Raw genomic sequence first — 20,325 nt, 5'->3', positions numbered from 1 at the left:
GTCTACTTTTCTATCAAGAGAAAAGTAGGTCTCCCTTACCTGTTGATAACTTTTTTGTACTTTTCTCATATATTTCTTGGAAGGTAATTTGATAAATGTTTAATTTTACCCACAAATATAGTAAAGTGCCCGTTGCTAACGAAGTAGGGTGCTTTTGTTTAAGGGAAAGTTTAACGTGTAAAACAGAAAATGGAAGAGAAAGAGACTTGCTATCATGTACCGGTGATGCTCGATGAAAGCGTGAAAGGCCTGAATATTCAAGAAGGGGGTATCTACGTGGATGTGACCTTCGGAGGTGGCGGACATTCACGCGAAATCCTGAAACGGATGGATAGCGATGGCGAACTTTACGGATTTGACCAGGATGCCGACGCCGAACATAATATTCCTGATGACTCCCGTTTTGTGTTTGTTCGCAGTAATTTCCGTTATTTGTATAATTTTATGCGTTATCATGGCGTAGACGGCGAAGTGGACGGGCTATTGGCCGACCTGGGCGTTTCCTCTCATCATTTCGATGATAAAGACCGTGGTTTCTCTTTCCGTTTCGACGGAGCGCTGGATATGCGTATGAACACCCGTGCCGGCCAGACGGCTGCCGATATCGTAAACAACTATACGGAAGAAGCATTGGCCGACGTCTTTTACCTTTACGGCGAACTGAAAGTTGCCCGCAGGCTAGCCTCATTGATTGTCCGGACACGTGAAAACAAAAAGATAGAAACAATCGGAGACTTTCTGGAACTGGTTAAACCCTTTACCGGAAAAGACAAAGAGAAAAAGTTCCTGGCACAGGCATTCCAGGCCCTTCGTATCGAAGTGAACGACGAAATGCGTGCCCTGAAAGAAATGCTGCAACAAACCCTCCAGGTCTTAAAGCCCGGCGGACGTTTGGTTGTAATCACTTACCATTCTCTGGAAGACAGGCTGGTAAAGAACTTCCTGAAAACAGGAAATTTTGAAGGAAAAAGCGAACAAGACTTTTTCGGAAATGTACAAACGCCATTTCGTATGGTAAATAATAAAGTAATTGTGCCTTCCGACGAGGAGATTGAAAGAAATCCCCGTTCGAGAAGCGCCAAATTAAGAATAGCGGAGAAGAAAGGAAAAAAAGAGAATTGAAAATTAGGTTCGCGTTCGTATAATTTTCAATTAAAAAGGGAGTTATGGAGGAAAAACAACAACGTAAAAAGTCAAAGAAAAAAGAGAAACGTCTTTCTCTTTTGTATGTGCTGGGCGGTGGTATCCTGAACGAGGATTTTATCGTTAAACACACAAGAATGATTGTGCTTGTTGTGATAATGATATTTTTCTTCATCGGCAACCGCTACACCTGCATGCAGAAACTAAGGGAGATCGACCGCCTGCAACAACGTTTGCGCGACATTCGTTTCGAGGCATTGTCTATTTCATCGGAACTGACGGGCAATAGCCGTCAGTCGCAAGTAGAATTATTGATTGAAGAACAAGGTATTGAACTGGAAGGAGCCAAAACTCCGCCGTATGAATTATACAAATAAATATGGCAGAAGAGAATGAACCAATAGAAATCGCCCCGAAAAGTAACCGTATATTATTCTGTTACTTTCTTGTCGTGCTATTATTGGGGCTTATAGCAGTGGGCATATTGTTTCGCACGTTTGATACAGCTTTTGTGGAGAAGGAGAAATGGGAGAAGGTGGCCGAAAGCCAGAAACGCCCGAACCGTCTGATATTACCCGGACGCGGAAACATCTATTCTTCCGATGGAAAGCTGATGGCTACCAGTGTGCCTCGTTATTATACCTATATCGATTTCCGTGCTGACGGATTTTCTGTCGATACGTTCCGGAATTCGAAGGTGAACGGGGTGGATTCACTTTCCGTTTATCTGTCACGTAAATTTAAGAACCGTACGCCGGCCGGTTATAAGGCGCATCTGCTTCGCGGACTGAATAGCAAAAGCCGTCAGTATCCCGTTTATGAGGGGCGTGCTTCTTATACCGACCTGAAAGAGATGAAGAAATTCCCGTTTCTCCGTTTGAGTCGTTATAAGAGTGGATTCTATACGAAGGAAATGGTGCAACGCCAGAAACCCTTTGGGACATTGGCATCCCGTACTATCGGAGATATTTACGGTGAGATTGAAGCCGGAGGGGTGACCAAAGGAAAGAACGGGTTGGAGTTGCAGTACGACTCTTTGCTTCGGGGTGAACCCGGAGTGAGTTCGGTTCGTCGTGTTGGTGGCGGATGGACGAATGTTGTTGAGATAGAGCCGGTCGATGGCATGGATATCCGGACTACGATCGATATCAATATCCAGGATATAACCGAGAAGTCATTGGTCGATATGTTGAAGAAGATCGACGCCGAATCCGGAACAGCCGTTGTCATGGAAGTGGCGACAGGCGAGGTGAAAGCGATAACCAATATGGGCCGTATCCGTGAAGGCGCTTATGCTGAAACCAAGAACCATGCAGTAGCGGATGAGATAGAGCCGGGTTCGACCTTCAAAGTCGCCTCTATGATGGTCGCTTTGGAAGACGGAATCTGCCAGCCAAGCGATACGGTGGATGTGGGCAAAGGTATTTATATGTATAAAGGTGCCCGTATGACCGACCATAATATGAATAAAGGCGGTTACGGTCGTATCTCGGCAGAACAGGCTATCTGGTATTCTTCGAATATCGGTGTGGCAAAGATTATTCTGAAAGGGTACGAAAAGAACCCGACCAAATATGTGGAAGGTTTGTATAAGTTGGGCTTGACTATTCCGCTGAACCTGGAAATCCCGGGAGCCGGACGTGCCAAGATTCGTATGCCGAACGATACCGCCTTGTACTGGTCGAAGACAACATTGCCCTGGATGTCTTTCGGATATGAAACGCAGATACCGCCTATCTATACGCTGACATTCTTCAATGCCATTGCAAACGGCGGAAAGATGGTGCGCCCGATGTTTACTAAAGAGATTATGCACAACGGAAAGACGGTGCAGAGTTTCTCAACAGAGGTGTTGAAATCGTCTATCTGTTCAGACAAAACATTGGAGATTATCAAAGATATGTTGCTGGGCGTAGTAGAGAAAGGAACCGGTAAAGCCGTTCATTCGGATATCATCCGTATAGCCGGAAAAACAGGTACGGCGCAGATTGCTTCGGGCGGTGTTTACCGTACAAGCGGGCACCAGGTTGCTTTTTGCGGATATTTCCCGGCCGATGAGCCGAAATATTCTTGTATTGTCGTTATCCGCCGTCCGCGTATCGGTTATCCGTCCGGTGGAACGATGTCTGGGGGCGTGGTAAAAGCCATTGCCGAGAAAGTATATGCTAGCCATATGTCGTTTGATGTACGTGATATGGAGCGCGATTCATTAGCTGTGATATTGCCGGCAGCAAAGAACGGGAATCTGGAGGCACTGGAAAATGTATTGGATAAACTCGATGTCAGTGCAAATACAGACAGCCTGGAGACAAAATGGGTTGTCGCAAAGCGTGAAGAAGGCGAAGAAGAACTTCATCTGCGTGACCTGACAATCCGTGAAGGCCTGGTGCCGAATGTGATTGGAATGGGCGCTAAAGATGCGGTTTTCCTGCTTGAAAGTGCCGGTTTGCGTGTTGTATTGGATGGAATGGGACGTGTTTCCGCCCAGTCGATGGGAGCAGGCACACGGATAGCCAAAGGACAGTCCATTCGCTTAACATTAAGATAATAGAAAGGGGAGGTTTCCGGACCTCTCCGTAAACAGATAGAATATGGAACTGAAGAAATTGATTCATACGTTGGATGTACTGGAAGTCGTAGGAACAGATGATGTAAAAATCGCAGGTATCCAGTCTGATTCCCGTAAGGTGGAAGACGGCTTTTTGTTCGTGGCGGTAAGAGGCACGGCAGTCGACGGTCACGCTTATATCGACGGAGCCATTGCCAAAGGTGCCGTAGCGGTAGTCTGCGAGGAAATTCCATCCCTTTCGGAAGAAAATGGAAATCCTTCCGGGAGAAATGTCATTTTCATCCGGGTGAAAGATTCGGCGGATGCATTGGGTAAATTGGTTTCGACCTGGTATGACAATCCTTCGGATAAGTTGACGCTGGTGGGGGTTACCGGAACGAACGGCAAGACGACTATCGCTACCTTATTATATGAAATGTTCCGTAAGATGGGACATAAGGTAGGCCTGCTTTCAACTGTATGCAATTACATTGACGGCGAAGCGATTCCGACCGATCATACGACACCCGACCCGATCACCCTTCATAGCTTGATGGCACGGATGGTGGAAGCCGGATGCGAATATGCTTTTATGGAAGTCAGTTCCCATTCGATCGACCAGAAACGTATCAGTGGTCTTTCGTTCGACGGTGGTATTTTTACCAACCTGACACGCGACCATCTGGATTATCATAAAACAGTAGAGAATTATCTGAAAGCCAAGAAGAAATTCTTCGATGACCTGCCTGCCGGCGCTTTCGCTTTGACGAATGCCGACGATAAATCAGGACTGGTAATGCTTCAGAATACGGCAGCAAAGAAGCTGACCTATTCATTGCGCACATTGGCTGACTTCAAAGGAAAGATTCTTGAATCGCACTTTGAAGGAACCGAGATGATTATTAACGGCCGTGAGGTGGTTGTCCACTTTGTAGGCCGATTCAATGCTTACAACCTGCTGGCTGTTTACGGGGCTGCCGTTTCTTTGGGCAAAGACCCGGAAGAGACGCTGATTGTGTTAAGCACGCTTCATTCGGTTTCCGGCCGCTTTGAAACGATACAGTCTCCGAAGGGTTATACGGCAATTGTCGATTACGCTCATACGCCGGATGCTTTGACAAACGTGTTGAACGGTATCGATGAGGTGCTGAATGGCAGAGGCCGCATCATCACCGTGGTGGGTGCCGGAGGAAATCGTGACAAAGGCAAACGCCCGTTGATGGCAAAGGAAGCCGCCAAGCTGAGCGACCAGGTCATCCTGACTTCTGATAATCCTCGTTTTGAGGAACCGGACGATATCATCAACGATATGGTGGCCGGACTAAGCAAGGCGGATATGGAACGTACGCTCTGTATCACCGACCGCATGCAAGCCATCAAAACGGCAGCCATGTTGGCGAAGAAAGGCGATGTGATCCTTGTTGCCGGCAAGGGACACGAAGATTATCAGGAAGTAAAAGGTGTGAAACATCATTTTGATGACCGCGAAGTAATAAGAAATATATTTAATAGTTGACAATTGACAGATGATAGTTGACAGTTAAATGTTCATCACAAATAACTGTCAACTGTCAATCGAAAACGAAGTTTTTATGTTGTATTATCTTTTTAATTATCTGGATCAGCTGGATCTCCCTGGGGCGGGGATGTTTAAGTACGTATCATTCCGTTCCGGACTGGCGTTGATCCTCTCTTTGTTCATCTCGACAGCGATCGGCCGCCGTATCATCGACCGTTTGCAGTTATTGCAGATCGGTGAAACCGTGCGTAACCTCGGACTGGAAGGGCAGATGAGTAAGAAAGGTACGCCGACAATGGGAGGTATCATTATTATCATTGCCATTTTGATCCCGACATTGCTTTGCGCCAAGCTGAACAATATTTATGTAATCTTGATGATGGTGACGACCGTCTGGCTGGGTGCTCTCGGTTTTGCTGACGATTATATCAAGGTCTTCCGCAAGAATAAGGAAGGGATGCACGGCAAGTTCAAGATTGTCGGACAGATCGGTCTGGGACTGATTGTCGGACTGGTGTTGTTTATGAGTCCGGATGTTGTGATAAAGGAGAATATGGAAGTGCGCCATGATAATGTAATTGAAGAAGTGCATTATCATACGGTGGAAACCAAGTCGACCAAGACAACGATCCCGTTCCTGAAGAACAATAACTTTGATTATGCCCAACTGGTCAGCTGGGCGGGCGATTATAAGGAAGAAGCAGCGTGGCTGGTATTCGTGCTGATGACTATCTTTGTGGTGACGGCCGTTTCAAACGGGGCGAACCTGACCGACGGGTTGGACGGACTGGCTGCCGGAAGTTCTGCGATTATTGGGGTTGCTTTGGGGATATTGGCTTATATGTCGTCTCACTTCGAGTTTGCTTCCTTCTTGAATATCATGTTTATTCCGGGGGCGGAAGAACTGGTGGTCTTTGCGGCAGCCTTTATCGGGGCGACAGTCGGTTTCCTGTGGTATAATTCATATCCGGCACAGGTATTTATGGGTGACACGGGTAGTTTGACGCTGGGAGGTATTATAGCTGTGTTTGCCATAATTATCCGTAAAGAGTTGCTTATCCCGATTCTTTGTGGTATTTTTCTTGCTGAAAGTATTTCGGTGATGGCACAGGTTGCTTACTTTAAATATACAAAGAAGAAGTATGGCGAAGGTCGTCGCATATTTAAAATGACGCCATTACATCATCATTTCCAGAAAGCTGGGAATGCTGGTATACAGGCGTTGATACAAAAACCGTTCAATGTAGTGCCCGAATCGAAGATCGTGGTGCGCTTCTGGTTGATCGGTATTATTCTGGCGGTTATTACGATCGTCACATTGAAGATGAGATAATAAATATATATAAACGTGGAAAGAATTGTTGTATTAGGGGGAGGAGAAAGCGGTGCAGGTGCTGCCGTATTGGCGAAAGCGAAAGGATTTGACGTGTTCGTTTCCGACTTTTCGTCTATCAAACCCAAGTATAAGGAGATGCTGGACACCCACGGAATCCGTTGGGAAGAGGGACGGCATACCGAAGCCGACATTCTGAATGCCGACGAGATCATCAAGAGCCCGGGAATACCCGACAAGGCTCCGATCATCCAAAAGCTGAAAGCACAGGGGACGCATATCATCTCCGAGATCGAATTTGCCGGACGATACACCGACTCGAAAATGATCTGTATCACCGGTAGCAATGGGAAAACAACGACCACCATGCTGACCTACCACATCCTGAAAGAAGCCGGACTGGACGTCGGGTTGGCAGGAAACGTCGGTAACAGCCTGGCCTTACAGGTCGCCGAAGAACCGCATGCGGTCTATGTCATCGAACTGAGCAGTTTCCAGTTGGATAACATGTACGACTTCAAAGCAGATATAGCTATCTTACTGAATATAACGCCCGATCATCTGGACCGTTATAATTACGAGATGCAGAATTATGTGGACGCCAAGTTCCGCATCATTCAGAACCAGACGTCTGAAGATGCATTTATTTTCTGGAACGACGACCCGATCATTGCACGCGAGATTGCCAAGCGCCATCCTGCGGCTACTCTTTACCCATTCGCCGAAACACATGAAGACGGCGTGAAGGGATATACGGATAATAAGCAAATAGTAATTGAAACCTCAAACGGAACATTTACAATGGATCAGGACTTATTAGCATTAACGGGTACACATAACCTGTACAATTCGTTGGCTTCGGGTATCGCCTCCAAGGTGGTCGATATCCACGATGAGAATATACGGGCTTCACTGAGTGACTTTACCGGGGTGGAACACCGCCTGGAGAAGGTTGCCCGTGTACGCGGAGTAGATTATATCAACGATTCGAAAGCAACAAACGTAAACTCTTGCTGGTATGCCTTGCAAAGTATGACTACCAAGCTGGTATTGATACTGGGCGGGACGGATAAGGGTAACGACTACTCCGAGATTGAAGAACTTGTGAAACAGAAAGTACGTGCCTTGATCTTCCTGGGTGTCGACAATGCCAAGCTGCATGCCTTTTTCGATGGGAAAGTAGCGCAGATAGAAGATGCCCGCTCGATGGAAGAAGCGGTAAACAAAGCGTATAAATTGGCAGAAAAGGGAGATACGGTCTTGTTATCCCCGTGCTGCGCCAGCTTCGACCTCTTCAAGAGTTACGAAGACCGTGGCGACCAGTTCAAGGCCTGCGTACGCAGTCTTTAATTTCCGGTTGTCGGAATAACGCTTTTCCGATGGTCGGAACAGTGCTCTTCCGATAGCTGGAACAACGCTATTCCGATGGTCGGAACAGTACTCTTCCGGTCATCGGAAATATAAATATCGGGAATCCGGAGATTGCCGTAGTTTTAATTTGAATAAAAGACAAGTATAGAATGGATCTGGCAAGTAAATTATTTAAGGGCGACCGGGTGATATGGATCATCTTCATGTTCCTGTGCCTGATTTCGGTTGTTGAGGTGTTCAGTGCCACGAGTACGATTGCCTACAAGAACGCGAATCATTGGGCGCCGATCGTTCGTCATGCCACTTTCCTGCTGGGCGGGTTTGTGCTGGTTTTGCTGTTGCACAATGTCCCGTGCCGGTTCTTTCCGGCGTTTATATTGTTGCTGCCCGTCTCGGTGCTGATGTTGCTTGTCACGCCTTTTGTTGGGATCAATGCCAACGACGCGCACCGCTGGCTGGAGATATTCGGTATACAGTTCCAGCCTTCGGAGTTTGCCAAGTTGGCCTCCATTGTGTTTATCGCCTTCCTGCTCAGTAAGCGGAGTCGTTTTACCGACGACCAGATATTCAAATACATACTGATCGGGGTGGGAGTGACCTGTGTGTTGATTCTTCCGGAAAACTTTTCGACGGCGTTTATGCTGTTCGGGGTCTGTTTCCTGATGATGTTCATCGGCCAGTTGCCATTGATGAAGTTGGGGAAGCTGGCGGGTGTCCTGATATTGGCACTTATCTTGTTTATCGTTTTGCTGCGGTTTACGCCGGCAGGGGTGACCCAATATTTGCCGGACCGTTTCAGTACCTGGCAGGGACGTTTGGAGCGTTTCTTCGACGGGCATGAATCGGATACCGACGAGAACGGAGTATATAAGATCACAGACGATAATTACCAGGTCTCCCATGCGAAGATCGCGATTGCACGCGGAGGAGTGTTCGGACAGTTGCCCGGTCATGGTCAGCAGAGAGATTTTCTTCCGCAGGCCTATTCCGACTTTATTTATGCGATCATTATTGAAGAATTGGGTGTGGTAGGCGGCGTATTCGTGCTGATGCTTTATATCATGTTATTGGTGCGAGTCGGGATGATTGCGCGAAAGTGCGAGAAAGCCTTTCCCAAATACCTGGTGCTCGGGTGTGGCCTGTTGATTGTCGTACAGGCGCTTGCCAATATGGCGGTGGCCGTCAACCTGATACCGGTAACCGGTCAGCCGATGCCGTTGGTCAGCCGTGGTGGTACTTCGACGGTGATATCCTGCATTTATTTCGGGATCATCCTGAGTGTAAGCCGTTTCGGAGCCAATATGGGTAATGAGGAAGATGAACTTCCGGAAGAAGATGAAACCGAAGGCGCCGGTGCAGCCCCAGCCATCACGGAGGAAGAAATCTCCAACTGGGTGCCCGACACACAGCCTGAAACAGAAGAAGTAGTAACAGAGACAAAATCAAGAGAATGAAGGAACAGTACCGTATAATAATAAGTGGTGGCGGAACCGGAGGACATATCTTCCCGGCTATCTCCATTGCCAATACCTTCAGGAAACGTTTCCCTGATGCGGAAATCTTATTTGTAGGTGCGGAAGACCGGATGGAAATGGAAAAGATTCCGGCCGCCGGCTATGAAATAGTAGGTTTGCCGGTGAGCGGTTTCGACCGTGCTCACCTGCTCAACAATATAAAAGTGCTCAACCGTCTGCGTAAAAGCCTCGGACTGGCGAAGAAGACGATCCGCGAGTTTCGTCCGGACATTGCGGTGGGAGTGGGCGGCTATGCCAGTGGCCCGACGTTGTGGATGGCGGCTTCGCTGGGCATCCCGACACTGATACAGGAGCAAAACTCTTATGCCGGAGTAACCAATAAGTTGCTGGCAAAGAAGACTTCGAAGATATGTGTCGCCTACGACGGCATGGAGAAGTTCTTTCCAGCCGATAAGATCGTGATTACCGGAAACCCTGTCCGCAAGGATCTGGAAGAAGCGACCGACAGGAAAGAGGAAGCGCTGGCTTTCTTTGGTCTTTCTCCGGAAAAGAAAACGATACTGGTAGTCGGCGGTAGCTTGGGAGCCCGTACGATCAACCGCAGCATACAAGGCGACCTGGATAAACTGTTCGCTTCCGACGTGCAGGTGATCTGGCAGACGGGGCGTTATTATTACAGCGAAGCCACCAAGCATCTGAAAGCCTATCGCGGCATGCCTATCTGGTGCTCCGACTTTATCACCCGTATGGATTATGCCTATTCGGCTGCCGACCTGATTATCTCCCGTGCCGGAGCAAGTTCTATTTCTGAACTTTGTCTGTTGAAGAAACCTGTTATCCTGGTTCCTTCCCCAAATGTGGCGGAAGATCATCAGACGAAGAATGCCATGGCTTTGGTAAACAAAGATGCAGCGATCATGGTTTCAGATAAAGATGCTGAACAGCAACTGGTAACCAGGGCGCTTGAAGTGGTACACGATGATGGGCAACTGGCTTTGTTGAGCCGTAATATAGAGCAACTGGCCCAGCATCAGAGTGCCGACCGTATTGTTGACGAGATAGTAAAGATTATAGATAAAAATAGATGAACATTTATAGCGACGGGAGTACCTTTTCCCCTCTTGAGAGGGGGCAGGGGGTGTGTTAAAGCCAGTCACTATACATAATATATAAGGTAATATGAATATAAATACGATAACGGCTGTTTATTTTGTCGGAGCCGGAGGAATCGGGATGAGTGCCCTGATCCGTTACTTTCTTTCAAAGGGAAAACAAGTAGCCGGATATGATAAGACTCCGTCCGACCTGACCGCGCAGTTGAACCGTGAAGGTGCCGTTATTCATTACGAAGATAATATCTCCCTGATACCGGATGCTTTTAAGGACCCGGCTAAGACTTTGGTTGTCTATACACCCGCCGTTCCCGAAACGCATACGGAGTTGGCCTGGTTTCGTCAGAATGGTTTTGAGATCATGAAACGTGCCCGTGTCTTAGGCGAAATCACCAACTGTTCGCGTGGACTTTGCATTGCCGGAACACATGGTAAGACAACGACCTCTTCCATGCTTGCCCACTTGCTGAAACAATCACATGTCGGTTGCAATGCTTTCCTGGGAGGTATCCTGAAGAACTATGACAGTAACCTGATGTTGTCAGATAAAAGCGATCTGACCGTGATCGAGGCAGACGAGTTCGACCGCTCTTTTCACTGGCTGACACCCTATATGGCTGTCATCACTGCCGCTGACCCGGACCATCTGGATATCTACGGCACAGCGGAAGCCTATCGTGAAAGTTTCGAACATTTCACCTCGCTGATCCGTCCCGACGGTTGCCTGCTCATGAAAAAAGGCATTAACGTAACGCCCCGGCTGAAAGAGGGTGTGAAACTCTATACTTATACCGGAGCTGAAGAAGCCGATTTTTATGTTGAAAACATCCGTATCGGAAACGGTGAGATCTACTTCGACTTCGTTGGCCCGGATATCCGTATTGCCAACATTCAGTTGGGTGTCCCTGTAAAAGTAAATATAGAGAATGGGGTTGCCGCTATTGCCCTAGCCTGGCTGAACGGCGTGACTCCGGAAGAAATAAGAAAAGGCATGGCATCCTTTGCCGGTCCGAAACGCCGTTTCGACTTCCATCTGAAGAAAGATGCTATCGTCCTGATCGACGATTATGCCCATCATCCGGCTGAACTGGCTGCCAGTATCCAATCTGTGAAGGAACTTTATGCCGGACGCAAGGTAACGGGCATCTTCCAACCGCATCTGTATACCCGGACACGCGACTTTGCTCCCGACTTTGCCGCCAGCCTGTCGTTGTTGGACGAACTGATCCTGCTGGATATTTATCCTGCACGTGAAGAGCCTATTCCGGGGGTGACTTCGGAAATCATATTCGATGCTGTCACCATCCCTGCCAAGAAGCTGATTCGTAAAAGCGAACTGCTCGACCTGGTGGAGAAGGAGGCAGATACGTTTGAAGTTGTATTGATGGTTGGAGCCGGCGATATAGACCGGCTGATCGAACCTGTTAAACAAATATTGGATAAGAAATTGTGATTCGTATAGTTTCCATAGTAGTCGCTACACTGTTGTTTTGTTACATCGTGTTTGTATCCTTCTTCTTCCGCGAAATGAGGCAGGATAAGGTATGCCAGGACCTTCAGGTCGTGGTGAAAGACAGTCTTGACAAACATTTTGTAAGCGAAAGCGATCTGGTGACGATCCTTAAAAAGGCTGATCTGAACCCGATCAAGAAGCCTATGGACGCAATCAACACCGACAGGATAGAAACCGAACTCAAAAAGAACGAAATGATTGCCCGTATCGAAGCCTATAAGACACCTTCGGGGATCATAAAGCTGGAAGTTGAGCAAAAAATACCTATCTTGCGTGTGATTAGCTCCCGGGGAAACTTCTACGTGGATAACCTCGGCACTACGATGCCGGTCAGTTTCCGTTACGTCGCCGATGTCCCTTTGGTAAGTGGATATGTCGAAAAAGAGCTGGCGGTAACCGACTTATATAAATTTGCATTATTTTTGCAGGAGAATGAGTTCTGGAATAATCAGATAGAACAGATTTATGTTCATCCTGACAACGAAGTGGAACTGATTCCCCGGGTGGGAAACCACCGTATTGTACTGGGTACTTTCGACGATTTCCAGGAAAAGCTGGATAACCTCCGGCTCTTCTATGACAAGGTCATACCGAAAGTCGGTTGGGAGAAATACAGTATAATAAATTTAAAATACAAAGATCAGATTGTTTGTACTAAAAGATAGATGATATGGCATACACAGACTTTATAGCAGCCATCGACCTTGGCTCTTCTCACATGGTCGGTATGGTAGGAACGAAGAGCCCGACGGGAGCTCTCTCGATTATTGCCTACGAAGTTGAGAACTCCGCTACCTGTATACGAAGAGGATGTGTATATAATGTGGAAGAAACAGCAAATAAGATCAAACGACTCATCCTGAAGCTGGAAAATAAACTTGGCGGTGCCCGCATCGGAAAGGTTTATGTCGGCATCGGCGGGCAGTCGCTGCGCTCTATCGACCATACCGTTCCCCGGATATTGGGTACCGACGGGGTGGTGACGGAAGAGGTCATCAGCGGCCTGTATGAGGAATGCCGCAATTATCATCCGGATATGCTGGATGTGCTGGCTGCCGTTTCTCCTACCTATTTTTTAGACGATAAACCTGAACCTAATCCGGTTGGCATTCCCTGTACCCGGATTGAAGCTCGCTATAAGCTGATTGTCGGACGGCCTTCGTTGAAACGTTATGTAATCAACAGTATTGCCGACCGTGCCAGAATAGAAATTGCCGACATTGTCGTTTCGCCGCTGGCCCTGGCTGATGTGGTGCTGACCGACAATGAAAAGGACCTGGGCTGTGCCCTGATCGGTTTCGGTGCCGGAGTGACTACGCTGACGGTCTATAAAGCCGGACAGCTGGTGAACCTCTCCGTCATTCCTTTCGGAGGCCATTTGATTACCCGCGATATCACCAGTCTCCATCTGGTAGAAGCCGAAGCAGAACGTGTAAAGCTGACCTACGGCAGTGCCCAGATGGAGAAAGATAATGACTTGAGCATTCAGGTAAGTTCTGCCGATGGCATGGGATTGCGCGAGATCAAACTCGCCGACCTCAATAATGTGATCGAGGCGCGTATGAAGGAGATTCTCGAAAATGTATATGCCCGCCTTGAAGCAACCGGCCTGATAAACTCGCTTGGTGCGGGTATCATCATCACCGGTGGTGGTGCCGCTCTGAAGAACCTGCCGGAGGTGATCCGCGAACGTCTGAAGATGGACGTGCGTTATTCTGCCGTGCGTAAGGGTATCGTGGAAAGCGGGGAAATGATTGCCAACAATCCCGAATATGCCGTTGCTGTTGGTTTGCTGGCAAGAGGAACAATAAACTGTGCCCTTTATATACCGCCTAAGGTAGATCCTATACCGGAGAAGAAAGAAGAGCCGGTTGAGGAAGAACCTAAAAAGACTCCTGAGCCACCTAAGAAGAAACCGGAGAAGAAGAAAGGTCCCGGCTTGTTTGGACGCCTCACCAAAAGTATAGACACGTTTGGTAAGGGTTTGTTTGATGACGAAGACGATATAAAGTAACAACAGCGAATGTAATAAAACCGGAAGACAATGGACGACACAATATTAAGTTTCAATTATCCGACAGATACTCCTAAGATCATCAAAGTAATTGGTGTTGGAGGCGGTGGTGGTAACGCTGTTACCCACATGTACAAAGAAGGTATACATGATGTTACATTCGTTCTGTGTAACACCGACAACCAGGCACTGAACCGCTCGGACGTGCCGGTCAAAGTGCCTCTGGGGCGTAACATCACCCAGGGACTGGGAGCCGGAAACAAACCCGAACGGGCCATGATGGCTGCCGAGGAAAGTATGGAAGATATCCGCAAGATGCTGAGCGACGGTACCAAGATGGTTTTTATCACTGCCGGTATGGGTGGTGGTACGGGAACGGGAGCCGCTCCGGTAATCGCTCGTTTTGCCAAGGATATGGGAATACTGACGGTCGGTATCGTTACAATCCCCTTCGTCTTTGAAGGTGAACGCAAAATCATCCAAGCGTTGAACGGGGTGGAAGAGATCAGCAAGAACGTGGATGCCCTCCTGGTTATCAACAACGAACGTCTTCGTGAAATATATTCCGACTTGACCATGACGAATGCTTTCGGAAAAGCCGATGATACCTTGACCATTGCCGCTAAGAGCATTGCCGAGATCATCACTCTTCCGGGTATTATCAACCTCGACTTTGCCGATGTCAATACCACTATGAAAGATGGTGGCGTAGCTCTTATGAGTAACGGTTTCGGTGAAGGGGAAGGTCGTGTGCGCCAGGCAATAGAAGATGCTCTGAACTCTCCGCTGCTGAACAACAACGACGTGTTCAATGCTAAAAAGATATTGTTCAACGTATCGTTTGGCGAAGAGGCTGAGCTGCGTATGGAAGAAATGAATGACGTACACGATTTCATGTCACGCTTCGGACGTGACATCGAAGTGATTTGGGGTACGGCAATCGACAATACATTAGGGACGAAAGTCAAAATGACTATCCTAGCCACCGGTTTCGGTATGGAAGACATTCCTCAGATCGCCGAAAAGCGTCAGATCGAGCAAGGCCGCATGACCGAAGAGGAACTGCGCCTGGAAGAAGAACGCCTGAACAAGGAACGTGCCGAAAAAGACCTGATCGACAAATATTACGGAGCTTCCGGTCAGCGTATGCGCCGTGTGGCAGCCCGTGCAAAAGCGGTTGTGTTGAATCAGGATGAACTGGACGACGATGCCCTGATCGCTCTGATCGAAGATAATCCTACTTATAACCGTGACCCGAAGGTGATTGCCCGTGCCCGTTCCAAAGTGATGGGTGACGAGATCCCGGTTTCATCTTCTGCGACAACGACTCCTTCGGCGCCGCGTAGCGAAGGGAAGAAACCCGATACGGGCGGTAAGCAGGTGATAAGTTTCCGATAATTCTTAAAAAAGAAATTAGATATGGATTTGTTTGAAAAAGTCAGCGAAGACATTAAAAACGCAATGAAGGCAAAAGACAAAGTTGCCCTCGAAACATTGAGAAATGTAAAGAAGTTCTTCCTGGAAGCTAAGACAGCTCCGGGTGCCAACGATACCCTGACGGATGCCGATGCGTTGAAGATTATTCAGAAGCTGGTAAAACAGGGCAAAGACTCAGCTGAAATTTATACTCAGCAAGGTCGTGCCGATCTGGCTGAAGCCGAACTGGCGCAGGTAAAAGTGCTTGAAACTTACCTTCCGAAGCAAATGACAGCCGAAGAACTGGAAGTTGAGGTAAAGGCCATCATTGCCCAGGTAGGTGCTGCCGGCCCGAAAGACATGGGCAAGGTTATGGGCGTAGCTTCTAAAGCCCTTGCCGGTAAAGCGGAAGGACGTGCTATCTCTGAAACGGTAAAACGTTTGCTGAATAGCTGATATTTAGAAAGAATTGAGCTATCCCGTTCCCGTGCTTGACACGGGATCGCAAAGGCACAAACCGTATCCTATATACTGCCGGTCCTTCTGCGACCCCGTGTCAAGCACGGGGACAAGGTAGTTCATATCTTATACTAACTAAACCATCAGGATATCCCGTTTGTGTATCGATAAATATCCTTTTCTGAATAGACCAACATTCTAATAACTCTTTATAATGATAACCTTTATCTGCTGCCTGGCAACTCTTATTGCCGGCTATTTTATCTACGGTTCTTTTATAGAACGTATCTTCGGGGTGGACCCTTCCCGTACAACCCCAGCTTACACCCATCAGGACGGAGTCGATTACATTCCGATGTCTTCCTGGAAAGTTTTTATGATTCAGTTTCTGAACATTGCCGGCCTTGGTCCGATCTTCGGTGCTATTATGGGCGCAAAGTTCGGTACGGCTTCTTTCCTGTGGATAGTCCTGGGGACGATCTTTGCCGGAGCTGTCCATGACTACCTGGCGGGAATGCTTTCATTGCGTCATAACGGGGAAAGTCTCCCGGAGATTATCGGACGTTATCTCGGAAATAACTTCAAACAATTCATGCGCGGCTTTACTGTGGTCTTGATGATATTGGTCGGTGCCGTTTTTGTAGCCGGTCCGGCCGGTTTACTGGCGAAGCTGACACCGGAGTATCTTGATGCTACATTCTGGATATTCGTGGTATTTATCTATTATATCTTGGCTACTTTGTTACCGGTTGATAAAATCATCGGAAAGATTTATCCGTTGTTTGCCGCAGCCCTGCTGTTTATGGCAGTCGGCATTCTGGTGATGTTGTTTGTGAATCATCCTCCCCTGCCTGAGTTGACGGACGGGTTAGCCAATAAGCATCCGGAGAATCTACCTATTTTCCCGATCATGTTTGTAAGTATTGCCTGCGGAGCTATTTCCGGGTTCCATGCGACACAAAGTCCGTTGATGGCCCGTTGCATCAAGAGCGAAAAGATGGGACGTCCCGTCTTCTTTGGTGCGATGATCACAGAAGGTATTGTTGCTCTGATCTGGGCGGCTGCCGCAACTTATTTCTATCATAATAACGGGATGGGAGAAAGTAATGCTGCTGTAATTGTAGATAGCATCACTAAAGAATGGCTCGGTACGGTCGGAGGTATCCTGGCTGTCCTGGGAGTTATTGCCGCTCCGATCACTTCCGGTGATACGGCATTCCGTTCGGCCCGTTTGATTGTAGCCGACTTCCTGCATAAGGAACAGAAAAGCATGGTAAGCCGTCTGGTGATTTGTATACCTTTGTTTATTGTGGCGATCGGCATATTGCTCTATAGCCTGAAAGATAAGGACGGTTTCGATATGATCTGGCGTTATTTTGCCTGGACAAACCAGACGTTGGCTGTATTTACCCTTTGGGCACTGACAGTTTTTCTGGCACGTTCCAAAAAACTGTATATTGTCACCCTGATTCCGGCCCTGTTTATGACAGCCGTTTGTTCGACTTATATCTTTGTCGCCCCTGAAGGTCTGGGAATGGATGTTACTGTTTCACAAACTATCGGCTGTATCATCACCGCTATAACTCTGGTGACATTCCTTTGGTGGAAAAAGAAAAATAAAACAGTAGATTATTAACTCGGACTGTTGCTTCCGGAGCAAGTATTCAACCAACATAAAAAAGGCATTGCCAACTCTTTCGAGCAGCAATGCCTTTCTTATTTTATCTTCCGAAGAATCCGCTTTTGGCGGCTATTCTCCGGGATATGTTCATTAAAGTACCTGGATACCTTCTTCGCGGGCCTGTTCTTCTCCTGAAGGAGTGATCAGTTTGTAACCCTTACCGTGGATGTTGATGATTTCGATTCCGGGATCATCTTTCAACAGTTTACGAAGTTTAGTGATATACACATCCATACTACGGGCATTGAAGTAGTTATCGTCTACCCAAATAGTTTTCAGTGCATAATTACGTTCCAGAATTTCATTCGCATGAGCACATAACAGGCTCAGCAGTTCGCATTCTTTAGTAGTCAGCTTAGTCACTTTGTCACCGATAGCCAGTGTTTGTTTCTGCGTATCGAATAAGAAATTACCCAGCTTGTAGAAAGGAATGTCTTTCATCTTCTTGCCTTTCACACGGCGAAGGATTGCTTCGATACGAAGCAAGAGTTCTTCCATGCTGAACGGTTTTGTCAGATAGTCGTCTGCACCGATCTTGAATCCTTCCAGAATATCTTCCTTCATCGTCTTTGCAGTAAGGAAAATAATTGGAATATCAGGATTTATAGAACGGATCTCCTGTGCAAGAGTGAAACCGTCTTTTTTCGGCATCATCACGTCTAATACGCAAAGATCATATTTGCCTTTGGTGAAACCTTTGTAACCAGCTTCTCCGTCAGAGAAAAGATCTGTTACATAACCTTTTGCCTGTAAGTATTCTCTTAATAGCATACCCAGGTTTTCGTCGTCTTCACAAAAGAAGATTTTCAGTTTTTCTTCCATAACTAACTTTTTATAAGAGGTAAAGTAATAATAAATTTTGTTCCTACATTTCCGGGTCCCATTTCAGCACGGATCGTACCTTTATGGTCCTCGATAATCTTACGGACGTAAGCCAGTCCCAAACCGAAACCTTTTACGTCGTGTACATTCCCTGTCGGTACGCGGAAGAAGCGGTCGAATACTTTCTTAAGGTATTCCTTCTTGATTCCTATACCATTGTCTTCAACGGAGATCAGCAACTTTCCGTTGTTGTCGTTCCAGGTTCTTACCATCAATGTAAGCGGCACTTCCGGACGGCGGTATTTCACTGCGTTGTCCATCAGGTTAAACAATACATTGGTGATATGCATTTCATCTACGTAGATGGACGAATCGGTTGCCTGCAAGTCAATGTCGAGTGAGCCATCATACTTTTCTACTTTCAGGACGAAGGTGTTCGCTACGCTGATCACCAGGTCGTTTGCATCTACTTCTTTCAGTTTGAATGCTGCTTTCTGCCGTTCGAACAACGACATCTGAAGCACTTTTTCAACCAGGAAGCCTAATCGCTTCGTTTCATCATTTATCACGCCTGATATATGTTTGAATACATCGGGGCTTTTCGTTATATCCGAGTCTTTCAGCATCTGTGCCGCCAGCGAGATAGTGGAAACCGGAGTTTTCAGCTCGTGCGTCATATTGTTGATAAAGTCGTTCTTCATTTCTGACAGTCTCTTCTGGCGGAATACAATATATATGGTAAAGATAAATGTTACCAACAGTATCAGCGAGAAAAGAACAGACGGTACAATAAATGTTACAGAACTTGAAATATAGTCACCTTTTGTAGGGAAGTATACTTTCAGATAATTCAGTTTTGAGGGAGGATCGTTCGGGAACAATACGTACGTAATTATATCAGACGCAATAGGTTCCTTCTTTATTTCCCCACTCTGGTACACGGTTTTCCCGTCTTTGTTTATAACAAAAAATATGAACGGCAGGTTCAAACCATTGTTAATAAATTCTGATTTTAAGTAATTGTTCAACTTCTTAAAATCGACACGCTCCTGAATCGGTTTAAGGTTTGCCGTATTTAATATATTCACCAAAACTTCCTGCATCAAAGCATTCTGATATTTAAGACGGCGCATAAGTGTTTTTTGCAGATCCTGGGAAGTACTGATAATATTATTGGACGTTTGTTTTTTGTCCAGCGATGACAGCGGTTCGAATTTCTGACTGAAACTGTGTAGCTGATCTATTTGCAGTATATTACCGTTGGCGTCCTTTATTTGTGATTTCTGCAGGGTGATTGTCTGAGTAATCTCTTGGGGATCCTGGTTATTTTGCAGATAATAACTCTCGTCACGCTTAAGATCTTCTTCCAGATATCTCTGCGTTTCATCCAACTCCAGGTTTTTTGAGACCTGGTGCAGGCTTCTTTTGACTGTTTCATTGAATTGCTCGCTGCTTTTTTTGAGTATGATGCTCACGTACTTAACCTGTAGGAAAAGCAAACCAGCAAAAGCAAATGCCATCACAACTGCGAGTAACCAAATCGTAGATTTCCTCATTCTAAATACTTTCTCTTTTTAACAGAACAAATAACGCTCATTTTAGTTTAATATTTACACAAAAAAGGTAAAAATAGCGGGCTGTTTATATTAAAAAAGGTTTACCTGGTACTCCGGTTTTCTTCTTATTGTCTTTTAAAACAACCGTTTATGCTAATTAACATCTGTCTGTGTATATATATGCATCTTCATTTCTGTCTATAAAAACATAATTATTGATTATTTTGTTTCAACTTATGCAAAAAATATGAATTCCGATGGAAGAATTCGCATCTCCATGTTCGTGCATACGCGTCAGATAGTATAATGTATAACGGATACAGGTGCTGTTTTATTTTATCCGGCAGTAAAGAACATATGACT

General features: G+C 46.6%; 16 protein-coding genes. 14 read left to right on the top strand and 2 right to left on the bottom strand.

Annotation, left to right across the window (positions count from 1 at the left end):
- The first annotated feature begins 189 nt into the window (after positions 1-189).
- From rsmH to DWW91_RS02420, 14 genes are all read left to right on the top strand, one after another.
- Positions 190-1,122: a 16S rRNA (cytosine(1402)-N(4))-methyltransferase RsmH gene (rsmH, locus tag DWW91_RS02485; RefSeq protein ID WP_048316071.1), complete on the top strand. Its 933-nt coding sequence runs from the start codon at positions 190-192 to the stop codon at positions 1,120-1,122.
- 44 nt (positions 1,123-1,166) lie between these two features.
- The gene (locus tag DWW91_RS02480) at positions 1,167-1,520 is read left to right on the top strand and encodes an FtsL-like putative cell division protein (RefSeq protein WP_009859918.1); all 354 of its coding nucleotides are present in this window, start codon (positions 1,167-1,169) and stop codon (positions 1,518-1,520) included.
- A gap of 2 nt (positions 1,521-1,522) precedes the next feature.
- Positions 1,523-3,691, top strand: a complete 2,169-nt coding sequence (locus DWW91_RS02475) for a penicillin-binding protein (protein ID WP_009859917.1) — start codon at positions 1,523-1,525, stop codon at positions 3,689-3,691.
- Between the two features lie 43 nt (positions 3,692-3,734).
- On the top strand, positions 3,735-5,207 hold the full coding sequence (locus DWW91_RS02470; protein ID WP_009859916.1) for a UDP-N-acetylmuramoyl-L-alanyl-D-glutamate--2,6-diaminopimelate ligase: 1,473 nt from the start codon (positions 3,735-3,737) through the stop codon (positions 5,205-5,207).
- A 76-nt stretch (positions 5,208-5,283) separates the two neighbouring features.
- Positions 5,284-6,543 (top strand): phospho-N-acetylmuramoyl-pentapeptide-transferase, encoded by a 1,260-nt coding sequence (mraY, locus tag DWW91_RS02465; RefSeq protein WP_044215089.1) that lies wholly within the window; start codon positions 5,284-5,286, stop codon positions 6,541-6,543.
- Positions 6,544-6,558: 15 nt separating this feature from the next.
- Positions 6,559-7,893: a UDP-N-acetylmuramoyl-L-alanine--D-glutamate ligase gene (gene murD, locus DWW91_RS02460; RefSeq protein WP_122326865.1), complete on the top strand. Its 1,335-nt coding sequence runs from the start codon at positions 6,559-6,561 to the stop codon at positions 7,891-7,893.
- Between the two features lie 170 nt (positions 7,894-8,063).
- Positions 8,064-9,368 (top strand): FtsW/RodA/SpoVE family cell cycle protein, encoded by a 1,305-nt coding sequence (locus DWW91_RS02455; protein ID WP_122326864.1) that lies wholly within the window; start codon positions 8,064-8,066, stop codon positions 9,366-9,368.
- A complete protein-coding gene (gene murG / locus DWW91_RS02450) occupies positions 9,365-10,477 on the top strand; it encodes an undecaprenyldiphospho-muramoylpentapeptide beta-N-acetylglucosaminyltransferase (protein ID WP_122326863.1) in 1,113 nt (370 codons plus the stop codon). Before DWW91_RS02455 ends, murG begins: the two co-directional genes overlap by 4 nt.
- A gap of 91 nt (positions 10,478-10,568) precedes the next feature.
- Positions 10,569-11,954, top strand: coding sequence for a UDP-N-acetylmuramate--L-alanine ligase (murC, locus tag DWW91_RS02445; protein WP_122326862.1), 1,386 nt, complete (start codon positions 10,569-10,571; stop codon positions 11,952-11,954).
- A complete protein-coding gene (locus tag DWW91_RS02440) occupies positions 11,951-12,679 on the top strand; it encodes a cell division protein FtsQ/DivIB (protein ID WP_009859910.1) in 729 nt (242 codons plus the stop codon). The genes murC and DWW91_RS02440 overlap by 4 nt, the downstream gene beginning before the upstream one ends.
- Before the next feature lie 5 nt (positions 12,680-12,684).
- Positions 12,685-14,028, top strand: coding sequence for a cell division protein FtsA (ftsA, locus tag DWW91_RS02435; protein ID WP_122326861.1), 1,344 nt, complete (start codon positions 12,685-12,687; stop codon positions 14,026-14,028).
- Between the two features lie 30 nt (positions 14,029-14,058).
- The gene (ftsZ, locus tag DWW91_RS02430) at positions 14,059-15,426 is read left to right on the top strand and encodes a cell division protein FtsZ (RefSeq protein WP_010800793.1); all 1,368 of its coding nucleotides are present in this window, start codon (positions 14,059-14,061) and stop codon (positions 15,424-15,426) included.
- A gap of 21 nt (positions 15,427-15,447) precedes the next feature.
- Positions 15,448-15,900, top strand: coding sequence for a GatB/YqeY domain-containing protein (locus DWW91_RS02425; RefSeq protein WP_009859907.1), 453 nt, complete (start codon positions 15,448-15,450; stop codon positions 15,898-15,900).
- Between the two features lie 217 nt (positions 15,901-16,117).
- On the top strand, positions 16,118-17,539 hold the full coding sequence (locus tag DWW91_RS02420; RefSeq protein ID WP_122326860.1) for a carbon starvation protein A: 1,422 nt from the start codon (positions 16,118-16,120) through the stop codon (positions 17,537-17,539).
- 135 nt (positions 17,540-17,674) lie between these two features.
- Here DWW91_RS02420 and DWW91_RS02415 read toward each other — a convergent pair whose 3' ends face one another.
- The gene (locus DWW91_RS02415; RefSeq protein WP_005861388.1) at positions 17,675-18,406 is read right to left on the bottom strand and encodes a response regulator transcription factor; all 732 of its coding nucleotides are present in this window, start codon (positions 18,404-18,406) and stop codon (positions 17,675-17,677) included.
- 2 nt (positions 18,407-18,408) lie between these two features.
- Positions 18,409-19,962 (bottom strand): sensor histidine kinase KdpD, encoded by a 1,554-nt coding sequence (locus tag DWW91_RS02410; RefSeq protein WP_046146140.1) that lies wholly within the window; start codon positions 19,960-19,962, stop codon positions 18,409-18,411.
- Positions 19,963-20,325: the final 363 nt, after the last annotated feature.

This window comes from Parabacteroides sp. AF17-3 (assembly GCF_003635445.1).
Classification (GTDB): Bacteria; Bacteroidota; Bacteroidia; order Bacteroidales; family Tannerellaceae; genus Parabacteroides; species Parabacteroides goldsteinii.
Note: the sequence above shows the minus strand (reverse complement) of the source record. Positions and strands in the feature narration are given on the sequence as shown.

What these genes read in the sequence shown, in the direction of transcription:
- mraY (WP_044215089.1), top strand. Translation starts at nt 5,284, where the DNA reads ATGTTGTATTATCTTTTTAATTATCTGGATCAGCTGGATCTCCCTGGG.
- ftsA (WP_122326861.1), top strand. Translation starts at nt 12,685, where the DNA reads ATGGCATACACAGACTTTATAGCAGCCATCGACCTTGGCTCTTCTCAC.
- DWW91_RS02410 (WP_046146140.1), bottom strand. Translation starts at nt 19,962, where the DNA reads ATGAGGAAATCTACGATTTGGTTACTCGCAGTTGTGATGGCATTTGCT.
- murG (WP_122326863.1), top strand. Translation starts at nt 9,365, where the DNA reads ATGAAGGAACAGTACCGTATAATAATAAGTGGTGGCGGAACCGGAGGA.
- DWW91_RS02455 (WP_122326864.1), top strand. Translation starts at nt 8,064, where the DNA reads ATGGATCTGGCAAGTAAATTATTTAAGGGCGACCGGGTGATATGGATC.
- rsmH (WP_048316071.1), top strand. Translation starts at nt 190, where the DNA reads ATGGAAGAGAAAGAGACTTGCTATCATGTACCGGTGATGCTCGATGAA.
- DWW91_RS02470 (WP_009859916.1), top strand. Translation starts at nt 3,735, where the DNA reads ATGGAACTGAAGAAATTGATTCATACGTTGGATGTACTGGAAGTCGTA.
- ftsZ (WP_010800793.1), top strand. Translation starts at nt 14,059, where the DNA reads ATGGACGACACAATATTAAGTTTCAATTATCCGACAGATACTCCTAAG.
- DWW91_RS02425 (WP_009859907.1), top strand. Translation starts at nt 15,448, where the DNA reads ATGGATTTGTTTGAAAAAGTCAGCGAAGACATTAAAAACGCAATGAAG.
- murC (WP_122326862.1), top strand. Translation starts at nt 10,569, where the DNA reads ATGAATATAAATACGATAACGGCTGTTTATTTTGTCGGAGCCGGAGGA.
- DWW91_RS02480 (WP_009859918.1), top strand. Translation starts at nt 1,167, where the DNA reads ATGGAGGAAAAACAACAACGTAAAAAGTCAAAGAAAAAAGAGAAACGT.
- DWW91_RS02415 (WP_005861388.1), bottom strand. Translation starts at nt 18,406, where the DNA reads ATGGAAGAAAAACTGAAAATCTTCTTTTGTGAAGACGACGAAAACCTG.
- DWW91_RS02420 (WP_122326860.1), top strand. Translation starts at nt 16,118, where the DNA reads ATGATAACCTTTATCTGCTGCCTGGCAACTCTTATTGCCGGCTATTTT.
- DWW91_RS02475 (WP_009859917.1), top strand. Translation starts at nt 1,523, where the DNA reads ATGGCAGAAGAGAATGAACCAATAGAAATCGCCCCGAAAAGTAACCGT.